This is a genomic window from Rhizobium sp. P32RR-XVIII (genome assembly GCF_012641395.1).
Taxonomy (GTDB): domain Bacteria; phylum Pseudomonadota; class Alphaproteobacteria; order Rhizobiales; family Rhizobiaceae; genus Rhizobium.
Genome location: NZ_JABAIH010000006.1, coordinates 36550 through 49286, shown reverse-complemented (window position 1 = coordinate 49286; position 12737 = coordinate 36550). Strand labels below are relative to the sequence as shown.

11 protein-coding genes are annotated in these 12737 nt (G+C 60.5%); 3 read left to right on the top strand and 8 right to left on the bottom strand.

Features of this window, described 5'->3' with window-relative positions:
• Positions 1 to 51: 51 nt before the first annotated feature.
• From HGP14_RS18535 to HGP14_RS18505, 7 genes are all read right to left on the bottom strand, one after another.
• A complete protein-coding gene (locus HGP14_RS18535; protein WP_168831357.1) occupies positions 52 to 1530 on the bottom strand; it encodes a mannitol dehydrogenase family protein in 1479 nt (492 codons plus the stop codon).
• An 81-nt stretch (positions 1531 to 1611) separates the two neighbouring features.
• Complete coding sequence (locus tag HGP14_RS18530) at positions 1612 to 2610, bottom strand: ABC transporter ATP-binding protein (RefSeq protein ID WP_168831356.1); 999 nt, start codon at positions 2608 to 2610, stop codon at positions 1612 to 1614.
• Between the two features lie 18 nt (positions 2611 to 2628).
• On the bottom strand, positions 2629 to 3459 hold the full coding sequence (locus HGP14_RS18525) for a carbohydrate ABC transporter permease (RefSeq protein WP_168831355.1): 831 nt from the start codon (positions 3457 to 3459) through the stop codon (positions 2629 to 2631).
• A gap of 1 nt (position 3460) precedes the next feature.
• On the bottom strand, positions 3461 to 4333 hold the full coding sequence (locus HGP14_RS18520) for a carbohydrate ABC transporter permease (RefSeq protein WP_168831354.1): 873 nt from the start codon (positions 4331 to 4333) through the stop codon (positions 3461 to 3463).
• A 137-nt stretch (positions 4334 to 4470) separates the two neighbouring features.
• Complete coding sequence (locus HGP14_RS18515) at positions 4471 to 5781, bottom strand: ABC transporter substrate-binding protein (protein ID WP_168831353.1); 1311 nt, start codon at positions 5779 to 5781, stop codon at positions 4471 to 4473.
• A 146-nt stretch (positions 5782 to 5927) separates the two neighbouring features.
• Positions 5928 to 6881 (bottom strand): sugar-binding transcriptional regulator, encoded by a 954-nt coding sequence (locus HGP14_RS18510; protein ID WP_168831352.1) that lies wholly within the window; start codon positions 6879 to 6881, stop codon positions 5928 to 5930.
• Positions 6882 to 7018: 137 nt separating this feature from the next.
• Positions 7019 to 7597 carry an exopolysaccharide biosynthesis protein gene (locus HGP14_RS18505; RefSeq protein ID WP_246704514.1) on the bottom strand — a complete coding sequence of 193 codons (579 nt, stop codon included), beginning with the start codon at positions 7595 to 7597 and terminating at the stop codon, positions 7019 to 7021.
• A gap of 262 nt (positions 7598 to 7859) precedes the next feature.
• Between HGP14_RS18505 and HGP14_RS18500 the strand changes: the two genes are divergently transcribed.
• From HGP14_RS18500 to HGP14_RS18490, 3 genes are read left to right on the top strand one after another with little or no spacing between them, the layout of a single operon-like run.
• Positions 7860 to 8519 carry a response regulator transcription factor gene (locus tag HGP14_RS18500; RefSeq protein ID WP_168831351.1) on the top strand — a complete coding sequence of 220 codons (660 nt, stop codon included), beginning with the start codon at positions 7860 to 7862 and terminating at the stop codon, positions 8517 to 8519.
• Positions 8516 to 9850: an ATP-binding protein gene (locus HGP14_RS18495; protein ID WP_168831350.1), complete on the top strand. Its 1335-nt coding sequence runs from the start codon at positions 8516 to 8518 to the stop codon at positions 9848 to 9850. The genes HGP14_RS18500 and HGP14_RS18495 overlap by 4 nt, the downstream gene beginning before the upstream one ends.
• A 60-nt stretch (positions 9851 to 9910) precedes the next feature.
• A complete protein-coding gene (locus HGP14_RS18490; protein WP_168831349.1) occupies positions 9911 to 10816 on the top strand; it encodes an ROK family protein in 906 nt (301 codons plus the stop codon).
• Here HGP14_RS18490 and HGP14_RS18485 read toward each other — a convergent pair.
• Entirely contained in the window at positions 10813 to 12729 is a 1917-nt protein-coding gene (locus HGP14_RS18485; protein WP_168831348.1) for a beta-N-acetylhexosaminidase, read from the bottom strand. The genes HGP14_RS18490 and HGP14_RS18485 overlap by 4 nt on opposite strands.
• Positions 12730 to 12737 lie beyond the last annotated feature (8 nt).

The window sequence follows — 12737 nt, the reverse complement described above, 5'->3', positions numbered from 1 at the left end:
CTGTATGCGAGGGCGGATCGACGGCGGCAGAACTGCCGCCATACTGATTTCCTACACTGCAAGTTTACCGTCGAGATAGAGCTGCAACGTCTCGCGCGTGCCCTTTTCCCACAGCGTTTTCAGGGCATGTGCGAAGCGTTTGCGGAAGAGCTCGGATTTCGCGACTTCGCCGAAGATGTCGTCGAACACCAGGAAGGCCATCGGATCGTCCTTGGCCTTGAGCGCTGCCGCATGCAGGCGGTCCGCGCTGGCGTCGTTGAAAACGATCTCCTTGCCACTGTCCGTCTTGCCCGCGAAATAACGGCACCACAAAGCCGAGACCAGCGATAGGCCAACCACATCCTTGCCCTGCCGCAGATTGTCGAGCGTCGAAGGCAGGATAAATTTCGGCTGACGGTTCGATCCGTCCTGCGCCAGACGCGGAATGGTGTCGGCGATCTTCGGGTTCAGAAGGCGGCACTCGATGAGGGCGAAATAGTCCTGCAGCGAGGTATTCGGTACCGGAGGCACGATCGGAATGATCTCGTCGTTTTCGAGCTTGGCTAGGAAGGCGCGGATCAGCGGATCTTCCATTGAGTCGTGAACGAAGTGGATGTCCATCAGCGCTGCCGGATAGGCGATCGCCGCATGGCCACCGTTCAGGATGCGGATCTTCATATGCTCGTAGGGCGTAACGTCCGGCACGAAGGTGACGCCAGCCTTTTCGAGTGCCGGCCGGCCAGCTGTGAACTTGTCCTCCAAAACCCACTGCTTGAATTCTTCGCAATAGACCGGCCAGTTGTCCTCTATGCCGAAGGCGTCCTTCAGCAGGTCGATCTCGCGCTGCCCCGTCGCCGGCGTGATGCGGTCGACCATGGCATTCGGGAAAGCGACGTTTGCCTTGATCCATACCGCGAAGGCCGGATCGGAAAGCTCTGCCGTTCCCACGACGGCGTTTGCGGTCACCACGCCGTTGTGCGGAATGTTGTCGCACGACATCACCGTAAAGGGCGCGATGCCCTTTTCCTTTCGAGCCTTGAGACCGGCAACGATCAGGCCAAAGACGGTCTTCGGCTCGGAAGGGTTCTGCCCGTCCGCGGCGATCGCCGGATGGCGCGGATTAAACTTGCCCGAGGCGTCAATGAAATAGCCGCCTTCGGTGATCGTCATCGAAACAATGCGGATTGCAGGATCGGCGAGCTTGGCGATGATCGCTTTGGCATCACCGACCGGCAGAATGTCGACCATCGGGCCGGTGACACGCGCAGCTGTCCTGTTGTTATCCTGCTCGACCACCGTCGTCAGAAAGTCCTGCGCGGCAAGCTTCTCGCGCATTGCCGCATCCGACGGCAGCATGCCGGCGCCAATAATTGCCCAGTCGTGGTCCTGACCTTGGTTGAAAAGATCGTCGAGATAGATCGCCTGATGGGCGCGGTGGAAATTGCCGACGCCGAAGTGCAGGATGCCTGCCTTGAGCGAGGCTCGGTTATAAGCCGGGATGGCCGCCGTCTTGGCGGCATCAGGGAGCGTCGCCAGCGATATTTTCGTCATGTTTCAGTCCTCTTGAGGTCTCGCGAGGCGGATTCAGCCGCCCTGCTCTCGGCAAACCGGACGCCCCACCCGGCCTTCGCCTTAGATGGCAAGACCACTCTCGTTGAATTTGTGGACGCGCGCCTTGTCCGGCGTCAGGTAGACAATGTCGCCGGCACGCGCCGCGAAATCGCCGCCACCGCGCGCCGTCACCGATCCGATCCCATCGACGTCGATATACAGGAAAGTGTCGGAGCCGAGATGCTCGGCGACGATGACCTTGCCTTTCCAGCCGCCGCTTTCCGTCGAGAGCAGCACATGCTCCGGACGGACGCCGATCGTATGCGCATTCAGCGCGGCCGCGTTCTTACCGGTGATGAAGTTCATCTTCGGCGAGCCGATGAAGCCGGCAACGAAAAGATTACGGGGAGTCTTGTAGAGCTCCAACGGCGAGCCGACCTGTTCGATATTGCCGCGGTTCAGGACGACAATCTTGTCCGCCATGGTCATGGCCTCGACCTGGTCGTGGGTGACATAGACCATCGTCGTCTTCAGCTGCTGGTGCAGCTCGCTGATTTCGATGCGCATGTTGACGCGAAGAGCAGCATCGAGGTTCGACAGCGGCTCGTCGAAAAGGAAGGCCGAAGGCTGGCGTACAATTGCCCGGCCGATCGCGACACGCTGCCGCTGACCGCCGGAAAGCTGGCGCGGCTTGCGCTCCAGATAATCAGTCAGGTTCAGGACGCGTGCGGCTTCGCCCACCTTCTTGTCGATCTCGGCCTTGTCCATGCCCGCCATTTTGAGAGGAAAGGCAATGTTGTTGCGGACGCTCATGTGCGGATAAAGCGCGTAGGATTGGAACACCATCGCAAGACCGCGCTCGGATGGCGCCTTTTCGGTCGCTTCCTTGCCGTCGATAATGATCTTGCCGCCGGTGACATCCTCCAGCCCGGCGATCAGCCGCAGCAACGTGGATTTGCCGCAACCCGACGGACCGACGAAGACGACGAATTCGCCGTCCTTGATTTCGAGATCGATCGAAGGGATGACCTTGGCATCGCCGAAGACCTTCGAAACTTTCTGAAGGGTAATGCTGCCCATGTTTGTCTCCCTGTCGTCTTATTTCACTGCGCCGAAGGTCAGGCCGCGGACCAGTTGTTTCTGCGAGAACCAGCCAAGGATCAGGATCGGCGCGATCGCCATTGTCGATGCTGCCGAAAGCTTGGCGTAAAACAGGCCTTCCGGGCTGGAATAGGAAGCGATGAACGCCGTCAGCGGCGCGGCTTTCGAGGCGCTGAGGTTCAGCGTCCAGAACGCTTCGTTCCAGGCCAGGATGATGTTGAGCAGCAGCGTCGAGGCGATGCCCGGCACCGCCATCGGCGTCAATACGTAGATGATTTCCTTGGCGAGTGACGCCCCGTCCATACGGGCAGCCTCAAGGATCTCGCCGGGGATTTCCTTGAAATAGGTATAAAGCATCCAGACGATGATCGGCAGGTTGATCAGCGTGAGGATGATTACCAGGCCAATGCGGCTGTCGAGCAGGCCGGAATTGCGAAACATCAGATAGATCGGAATCAGGGCGCCGACCGGCGGCATCATCTTCGTCGATAGCATCCACATCAACACGTCTTTGGTGCGCTTGGTCGGCGAGAAAGCCATCGCCCAGGCGGCCGGGATCGCAATGAGGAGGCCAATGAGCGTCGAGCCGAAGGAGATGATCACCGAGTTCATGAAGTGGCTGAGGTAATTCGAACGGCTCTGCACTTCCGCATAGCTCTCCGTCGTCCAGTGGAAGAAGAGGAACTGCGGCGGCGAGGCGATGGCATCCGCTTCCGTCTTGAAACTGGTCAGGAACGTCCAGAGGATGGGGAAGAAGATCAGGATGCCGAGCGTCCAGGCGATCGCCGTCATGATGAGCTTGCGTTGAGTGGTGACTTTTCTTGCCATCTCAAGCCTCCAGATTCTTGCCGACAAGGCGGACAAGGAAGAGCGCGACGATGTTTGCGAGGATGACCGCGACGATACCGCCCGCCGAAGCGCCACCGATATCGAACTGCAGAAGCGCCTGGGCATAGACGAGATAGGTGAGGTTGGTGCTCTGCGTGCCCGGGCCACCGTTGGTCGTGACCAGGATTTCAGCGAAGACCGAGAGCAGGAAGATCGTCTGGATCAAGATTACCACGGTGATAGCGCGGGCCATGTGCGGAAGGATGATACAGATGAATCGAGAAACCGCACCGGCACCGTCCATTTCCGCGGCTTCCTTCTGCTCTTCGTCGAGCGACTGCAGCGCTGTGAGCAGGATAAGCGTTGCGAAGGGTAGCCACTGCCAGGCGACGATCAGGATGATGGAAAAGAGCGGCGCTTGCGCCAGCCAGTCGTAGGGCTGCAGACCGATCGCCTTGGCGATATAGGCAAAGAGCCCGTTGACCGGGTTCATGAACATGTTTTTCCACACGAGAGCCGCAACCGTCGGCATGACGAAGAACGGCGCAATCACCAGGATGCGCACGATGCCCTGGCCGTAGATCTGCTGGTCGAGAAGGAGCGCAAAACCGATGCCCCCGACAACGGTGATGATCAGCACGCCGAGAACAAGCAACAATGTATTGACCAGCGCCGAAAAAAAGGCCGGATCCGTCAGGAAGTATTGGTAGTTGAGGAACCCGACGAAGGTCTCCATGCCCGGGCTGAGCAGGTTGTAGTTCAGAAGCGAGAAATAGATCGTCATCACAAGCGGAACGATCATCCAGGCGAAGAGCAGCACGACGGCGGGAGCCATCATCAGGCGCGCTGCGGAGCGGGTGTGTAACGTTGCCATGGCAATTACCGATCCTGACTTAAGGGGCGAACGGCTGCAGGGCAGCTGAGAAAAAAGAGGCCGCCGACGCAATTCGGGCAATTCGGCGGCCTAGGTTGAGCGGGACGTCAACGATCCCTACCCGTCTCAGGAGGTTATTATTTGATATAACCAGCCTTGGTCATTTCGCGGGTCGCCAGCTGCTGGGCGCTCTGCAGGGCCTGGTCGACGGACACCTGGCCGGCAAGAGCAGCCGAGAACTGCTGGCCGACGGCCGTGCCGATGCCCTGGAATTCCGGGATCGCCACGAACTGGACGCCTACATAAGGTACCGGCTTGACGGTCGGCTTGGTCGGATCCGCGGAGTTGATGCTGTCGAGCGTCATCTTCGCGAACGGAGCAGCCTTCTGGTATTCCGGATTGCTGTAAAGCGAGGTGCGCGTGCCGGGAGGTGCGTTCAGCCAACCATCCTTTTCGGCGACGAGGTTCGTGTAGTCCTTGCTGGTTGCCCAAGCGATGAACTTCTCTGCAGCTTCAGACTTCTGCGAGCCTGCCGGGATGGCGAGGTTCCAGGCCCAGAGCCAGTTGCCGCGCTTGCCGAGGCCCTTGTCCGGAGCCAGTGCGAAGCCGACCTTGTCAGCCACCTTGGATTCCTTCGGGTTGCTGACGAAGGAGGCTGCAACGGTTGCATCGATCCACATGCCGCACTTGCCGGTCTGGAAGAGCGCCAGGTTTTCGTTGAAGCCGTTCGAAGAAGCACCCGGAGGGCCGGCTTCCTTCATCAGGTTGACGTAGAAATTCAGCGCGTCCTTCCACTCGGGCTGGTCGAACTGCGGCTTCCACTGCTCATCGAACCAGCGTGCGCCGAAGGAATTCGACATAGCCGTCAGGAAGGCCATGTTTTCACCCCACCCGGCCTTGCCGCGCAGGCAGATGCCGTAAATTTCCTTATCCTTGTCGGTGATCTTCTTCGCAGCGTCCGCGATGAAGTCCCAGGTCGGCGCGTCGGGCATCTTCAAGCCGGCGGCGTCGAAGAGATCCTTGCGGTACATGACCATGGAGCTTTCGCCATAGAACGGAGCCGCATAGAGCTTGCCATCCTGGCTGATGCCGCTGCGGATTGCCGGCAGCAGGTCGTCCACGTCATAGCTCGCGCCGAGATTGTCGAGCGGCAGGAGCCAGCCCTGCTTTGCCCAGATCGGAACTTCGTAGGTGCCGATCGTTAGCACGTCATACTGACCGCCCTTGGTCGCGATGTCGGTCGTAACCTTCTGGCGCAGGACGTTTTCTTCGAGGGTTACCCACTCGAGATCAATATCGGGATTCTTTTTCTTGAAGTCGTCCGTCAGCTTCTGCATCCGGATCATGTCGCCGTTGTTAACGGTCGCGATCGTCAGCGTTTCGGCCGAAGCAATCCCCGCAAACGCCAGAGCTGAGCAGGCGCCCAGCAGTAATGTTCTCAATGTCATATCTTCCTCCCAGAAGATGAGTGTGAGCATTCGCTTTGCCCATGAGCAATTACTCACCAGAGGACGTCAAATGTCAATTGGGAATCGTTGCTGCGATCGCTAACGAAAAGCGCAGGGCGTTGATTCAAAAGTGAAATAATTTTTGCTCAGGCGTTGAGCAAAAACTCGGCGGCTTCTTCATCAGTGATCAGGGCGTTGACTTGACGCCCGACGACTGCTGCTCTTATCGCCTGGAACTTCCGCTTGCCTTTGGCAATTCCGATGACGGTCGACGTCTCACGCGAAGGAATGGGCGCGGACGCGACGCGTTCGTTGATCGGATTGTCAAGCAGTTTGCCATTTCCGTCGAAGATCCAGCCGCAGATCTCGCCGACTGCTCCTTCGCGCATCAGCTCGATCATCTCGTCCTTCGCGAGGAAGCCGTCGACGCAAAGCGGACCATCCGTGCCGAGTTCGCCGATACCAACGAAGGTGACGTCCGCCTGGGCGCTGATTTTCAGGGTCGAGCGCACCAGTTGCTGACCGTGGAGCAACTCGCGCTCCTCGGCCGAAGACGCGAGCACCGGCAGCGGCATTGGAAAATGCCGGGCCTTCACCGCATCCGCCATGCTGAAGATGACGTTGTAATAAGCAGCCGAACCATCCGGCGTGATATTGCCCGTCAGCGATACGATTCGATGGTTGGGGCATTCGATGGTCGGGAGCTGATCGACGGCTGCCTTCAGCGTGCGGCCGGTCCCGATGGCGAGCACGATCGGATCGGGCCGTCTCAGCCAGCGCTCGATCTCGGCTGCCGCTGCTTCTGCGATGCCGACGGTGGTCGACGAAGCCCCGGGATCACTCGGCACGATCTCCACATGCTTGAGGTCGAATTTCTCACGCAGCTCGTAGCCGAGTTCCAGACAGGCGGCGATCGGATGATCGAGCCGCACCTTGATGAGCCTTTCGGCAACGGCAAGCGACACCAGGCGCTGGGCAGACTGCCGCGAGATCCCCATGGTAGAGGCAATCTCATCCTGCGTACGGCCAGCGACATAGTAAAGCCAGCCAGCGCGCGCCGCATCGTCCAGCCGTCCCGGCGTCTCTGTTCGTTTTGCCATCGAGTTCTACCGTAAAAAATGATCCGGCTTTATGCCGGACGAGTAATTCGTTGTGTCTGTTTACGCTAGATCAGAACAAAATTGGGCAGATGTCGAGTGCGTTGAGAAAATGCCATGCCCTTTGCGCGAAAATCTGTTCATGCAAACAAGTTCGTGACGAAGAAGATGCCAGCCTTGACGAGTCCGTAGGTCACACCGCTGACGATGATCAGCGAAACGACGGCCGTTGTCATACCGAACAATGAAAACAGGCCGTCCCTCCCCAATATGGCGAAGGCAAACAGGCAGATGGAAAAGGCCGGCAGGATATTGCCGAGCGGGATCGGCAGCGTGAGCACGATCGCAAGCAGGAGACAGATAAAGCCTGCGAAATATTCGGCCGGCGGTTCCACAAGAAATGAAAGCCGCGGATTCAGCATCCTCTCGGCAAACACAACCCAGCGGTGGATGCGTGCAACCACGCCCTCGAAATCCTCGCGCTTCATCGACCGCCGGGCAATCACCTTCGGCAACCACGGCCTGAGGCCGAATGTCAGCTGCGCGGCGAGCAAGAGCAGCGGTGCGCCAAGGATCGCAGATGTTCCTGGCGGCGTAGGCACAAGATTCGGCAATGCCAGGATCAGCATGAGGGCGCCGGTCGCGCGGTCACCCATCACCTCGAAGAAATCGCCGATCGAAATACGCTGGCGGTTTTTGTCGCCTGCAAGCTGCCGCAGGATGGCCGAAAGCCGCGGCGCCCCGAGGCGCGGTTTCCTGGCAAACCGCCTGCGAAAGTTTCTTATTCCTTCGATTGTCATAGTTTCCGGCTTGCCGAGTTCCGGCATGTATCATCCAAGTTTGAATCCTCCTCGTGGAATACGCCGCCATCATGGCTATGGCGACTCCTGATCGCAGCCATCGCATTAACATTTTTCGCCCCCATGCCTCGCTTGACCCTCGAGTGCAGGCGGCGCTAGAGCTTTTCTCAGGAGAAACCGCGTGCGAATTCTGCTGATTGAAGACGACTGGATGATCGGAGAAGCGGTACGCGATCATGTCGGCGCGTCCGGGCACGCGATCGACTGGATGCGAAAGATCGGCGACGCACAGGCCGCTGCAGCCTCCGTCGATTATGGTCTCATCTTACTCGATCTCCAGCTTCCAGACGGCACAGGCATCGACTTTCTGAGAAGGCTGCGCGCCAAGGGCACGACGACACCCGTGATTATCCTCACCGCGCGCGACCAGATCTCCGACCGCATCGAAGGACTGAACGCCGGCGCCGACGACTATCTCGTCAAACCGTTCAATCTCGGAGAATTGGAGGCGCGCATCATGGCCGTCGCCCGTCGCTACAGCGCCAATCCGCGGCCGGTCATCCGTATTGCCGATATCGAGATCGACCGGCCGCAACACAAGCTTGCCGTCGCCGGCGAGGTGGTCGTGCTGACGAGCCGCGAATGGGCAGTTCTCGATCTACTCACCGCTCGCCCCGGCGCGATCGTACCGAAGGACCGGATCGAGGAAGCGCTTTACGCCTTCGGCTCGGAGATCGAAAGCAATACGGTCGAAGTCTACGTCAGCCGGCTGCGCAAGAAGATTGGCCGGGACAGGATCAAGACCGCCCGCGGCATCGGCTACACCCTGGCGGAAGCATGAAACGCGAACCCAGCATCGTCGCTCCGCTCATTCTGGCGCTCACGGGCGTCGTGGTCGTCTTCTGGCTCGTCGCGATCGGGCTCGGCATTGGGGTGATTCAGGGAGAAGTCGACGAGCTTTTCGACAGCGCCCAGCGGGAGGCAACCGAGCGTCTTCTGGCCCTTATCGTCGATGACCTCAACCAGCGCGACCAGGCCGATTTCCCCAGCGTCCCAACCCTCAACACTGCCACCAGCCGTGAATATCTGACCTATCAGGTGCGTGACAGGGACGGGAATGTCGTTCTCCGTTCGCACGATGCCTCGCCGAAGCCTTTCGATGCACCGCTCGCGCGCGGCTTTCACGACAACGATCGCCAGCGGATCTATACCGAAGCGACGGCCGACGGCACGCTCTTCATGCAGGTTGCGGATCGTTTCGCCAATCGTCGCGAGGCGGTGCGCGAAAGCGCCGTCACGCTGCTACTGCCGCTGATTGTGCTGATCCCGGCGAGCATTTTTGCGATCTGGTTCATTGTGGGCCGGGCGTTGAAGCCGATCGAAGTCCTGCGCCGCGAGATCGCCACCAAGGACAGCGGCAATATGGCGGCGGTCGACGAAGGCAGGTTGCCGAAGGAAATCAAACCGATTGCTCGCTCCGTCAACCTGCTTCTCGGCCGCCTCCGCTCTGCGCTCGAAGCGGAGCGGGAATTTAGCGCCAACAGCGCTCATGAACTCCGTACGCCGATTGCCGGTGCGCTGGCGCAGGTAGAGCGCCTGGCCGAAGAACTGCCGGACAACGCTGCCAGGACGCGCGCGCGGCAGATCGAAAACTCGCTCGTCAATCTCGGCCGCCTGGCCGAAAAGCTGCTGCAGCTTTCGCGAGCCGAAGCAGGTATCGGCGCAAGCGACACTGTCACGGACCTTCGCCAGGTGCTCGAAATGATCGTTGGCGACTACCAGCGCGATAGCCGCACCAACGGGCGGCTCAGCTATACGGCCACCATCGGGGCAACGCTTCTCCGCAGTGCCGATATGGATGCTTTCGGCATCGTGATGCGCAATCTAATCGAAAACGCACTTCTGCACGGCGATCAGGACCTGCCCGTCAGGATCAGCCTCGATGAGGTCGGGACCATCAGGATCGTCAACGGCGGCGCTGCTATCGAGGAAGTTGATCTTGCCGTCCTCAAGAAGCGCTTCCGGCGCGGTTCAACCGGCGCATTGGGATCAGGCCTGGGTCTTGCGATCTCCGACCGCATCGTTTCCCAGATGGGCGGCACACTGGAACTTTTATCGCCGGCAAGCGGCGAGACATCGGGCTTCGAGGCGCGGGTGAGCTTGCCGGCATAAGGCTTGCAAATCTGCGCCAAGGGTGCGAGCACACGCGAAAACTTGGAGGCGGCAGGCAGCATGATCATCTCATTCGACATCGGCGGTTCGGCAATCAAAGGCGGCATTGCCCGCTCGGAAACAGACATCGTTCCGCTAGGCCGCCGCCCGACGCCAAAAGATGATTTCGCCGCATTCGTCGAGACGATCCGCAGCTTCATTAACGAGACCGGCGAAACGCCCCTTCGCCTTGCCTTCTCGATCGCCGGCGTCGTCGATCCCGATACGCAGCGGCTGACCTGCGCCAACATTCCCTGCATTCATGACCGCAACCTCGCCGCCGATCTTGAGGCCGAACTCGGCTTTCCGGTGCTGATCGCCAACGACGCCGATTGCTTCGCCATGGCGGAAGCCGAACTCGGCGCCGGCCGCGGCCACCGTATCGTTTTCGGCGCAATCCTTGGCACCGGCGTGGGAGGCGGCCTTGTTTCGGACGGCAGGCTCGTCAATGCTTCCGGCGGCTTTGCCGGCGAGTGGGGCCACGGACCAATCCTCGCTTCCGAAGCCGGAACGCCGCCCGCGAAAATCCCCGCCTATCCCTGCGGCTGCGGCCAGAAGGGATGCGTCGATACCGTCGGTGGCGCGCGCGGCCTCGAGCGTCTGCATAAGACGCTGCACGACCTCGAATTCTCCAGCGAGGAAATCATCGCGCAATGGCAACGAGGTGAAGAAAAGGCGATACGCACGATCGGCGTCTATACCGATCTCGTCGCCTCGCCCTTGGCGCTGACGGTCAATATCACCGGCGCGACGATCGTGCCGGTCGGCGGCGGGCTGTCGAATGTCGAGCCACTACTTGCCGAACTCGACAGGGCCGTGAGGAGCCGCATCCTGCGCAAATTTGACCGCCCGCTGGTGGTGCGCAGCGAATGCCGCATCGAGCCGGGATTGATTGGCGCGGCACTGTTGGGGTTGAAGGCGCTCTAAAGCTTCGGCCACATCCTGACGATCGCGGCAAAGCGCTGCCAGTCCTTGCGCAGGCAAGGCGTCCAAGCCGCTTCCGCGACTGCAGGAAGCCGCGGAAAGACCAGCCGGTTGAAATAGGCCCGGGAGACGAAATTCTCGCCCCAGATACAGGCTTGGATACCGCGCACCCGGTCTCTCAATTCCTCGGGCAATTCGCCCTCGGCCTCGTAAGCATAGGTCTTTTCCGGCGGCGTGAAGCCGCCCCAGCTTGCGCCCGGCTCACCCCAGGCTTCCGACTGCGCCATGTCGAGATAGTAGGCCTGTGCCGGCGTCATGACCACGTCGTAGCCCTCGCCCGCCAGTTCGATGCCGGCCTCAGCCTTTTCCCAGGCCATCAGCAATGTGCCCTCACGCTCGACGCCGCCGCCATGCGAGACCTCATTCCAACCGGCGAGCTTCTTGCCGCGCTCCGAAAGCATGTCCTTGATCCGTCGTAGGAAATAGGACTGCAGCTCGGCCGTGCCCGCGAGCTTTTCCCGCTCCATCAGCGCCTTGCAGAGCGGCGAGGCAAGCCAGGAATCATGCGCGACCTCGTCGCCACCGATATGGATGTAATCGGATGGAAAGAGCCCCCGCATCTCGTCGAACACCTTGCCGAGGAATTCGTAGGTGAAGTCGATCGCCGGATTCAGCGCATTGTTGGGATAGCCCTGCACCGAGCGGTAGCCGTCCGGCGCCTCCTGCCCGTCGACAAGCTGCGGCAGGGCAAAGAGCGCCGCCGTGCTGTGCCCGGGAATATCGATCTCCGGCACGACTTCGACGTGAAGCGCGCCGGCATGAGCAACGATCCGGCGGACATCGTCCTGGGTATAATAACCCGAACGCGGTTCAGCGCCGTCGCCGAGCTGCGGCACCAGAACTTCATCGGGCCCCCGCCTTGCGCCGATCTCCGTGAGCTCGGGATAGGCCTTGATCTCCAGCCGCCAGGCTTCGTCGTCAGTCAAATGCCAGTGGAAGATGTTGAGCTTGTTCCAGGCGAGGATGTCGATCAGCCGTTCGACATCCGCGACCGGATAGAACTGGCGGGAGACATCGAGGTGGCAGCCGCGCCAGTCGTAGCGAGGCTGGTCGGCAATGTCGCCGAAGGCGGGAAAGTTGAAAACATCAGGCTGTCGCCGCGCACCGTGCAGCAGTTGCGCAACGCTGACAAGCCCGTAGAACCGCCCCACCGCATCATCGCTCGCCAGAATAATCTCATCGGCCGTAAAGCGCAGCTCGTAGGCCGAGGGCATGATCGAGGATTCCGCCTTGAAGCGGATCGGCCGGCCACTCTGAGCCGGCTGCAGTGTGAAGGGCACGTTATCCGTCGGGAATAGCCGCTGATAGAGCGCCAGCACGTTCGCCACGGCCCTGATATCCTCCACACCCGACCCCGCTGCCGGGTAAAGCGCGACGGGCGGCACTCCGTCCGGCCGCAACGATAGCGACAGCGGCCAGGGCAGCAGCGAATAAGGCTCCGTCACCTCGCCCTTCGGCAAAAGCTCCGAAAGCTCGCCGAGGTCTGCGCCCTCCATCATCAGGTCGCCAAAGCTGACGGGCACGTGCCGGCCATCGCCGAGAGTAAGGTAGGCGGACATGATACCGGCCGTGGCGTGCTTTGGCGCGTGAGTGAGGCCTTCGACCGAAAACTGCCAGCTTTGGCCGGGCGCGATGCTCAGCCCCTCAGGCGGTGCGAATTCGTGGAAATTCGCCACGCGCCGCTTCAGCGTGGCGCCTTCGGCCGCGTGCTGATCCGCCACGCGCGTCATCGACGTATAGACCAGCGAGAAGCCTGAAAGCGTTCCGCTGGAAAGGTTGAAAAGCGTGAAGGTGAAGCTTCCGAAGGAGCCCGCCATCGGGGTCCAGCTTGCTTCGAGACGATAATCGGCGGTCATCTTCCCTC

What these genes read in the sequence shown, in the direction of transcription:
- HGP14_RS18535 (WP_168831357.1), bottom strand. Translation starts at nt 1,530, where the DNA reads ATGACGAAAATATCGCTGGCGACGCTCCCTGATGCCGCCAAGACGGCG.
- HGP14_RS18530 (WP_168831356.1), bottom strand. Translation starts at nt 2,610, where the DNA reads ATGGGCAGCATTACCCTTCAGAAAGTTTCGAAGGTCTTCGGCGATGCC.
- HGP14_RS18525 (WP_168831355.1), bottom strand. Translation starts at nt 3,459, where the DNA reads ATGGCAAGAAAAGTCACCACTCAACGCAAGCTCATCATGACGGCGATC.
- HGP14_RS18520 (WP_168831354.1), bottom strand. Translation starts at nt 4,333, where the DNA reads ATGGCAACGTTACACACCCGCTCCGCAGCGCGCCTGATGATGGCTCCC.
- HGP14_RS18515 (WP_168831353.1), bottom strand. Translation starts at nt 5,781, where the DNA reads ATGACATTGAGAACATTACTGCTGGGCGCCTGCTCAGCTCTGGCGTTT.
- HGP14_RS18510 (WP_168831352.1), bottom strand. Translation starts at nt 6,881, where the DNA reads ATGGCAAAACGAACAGAGACGCCGGGACGGCTGGACGATGCGGCGCGC.
- HGP14_RS18495 (WP_168831350.1), top strand. Translation starts at nt 8,516, where the DNA reads ATGAAACGCGAACCCAGCATCGTCGCTCCGCTCATTCTGGCGCTCACG.
- HGP14_RS18490 (WP_168831349.1), top strand. Translation starts at nt 9,911, where the DNA reads ATGATCATCTCATTCGACATCGGCGGTTCGGCAATCAAAGGCGGCATT.
- HGP14_RS18485 (WP_168831348.1), bottom strand. Translation starts at nt 12,729, where the DNA reads ATGACCGCCGATTATCGTCTCGAAGCAAGCTGGACCCCGATGGCGGGC.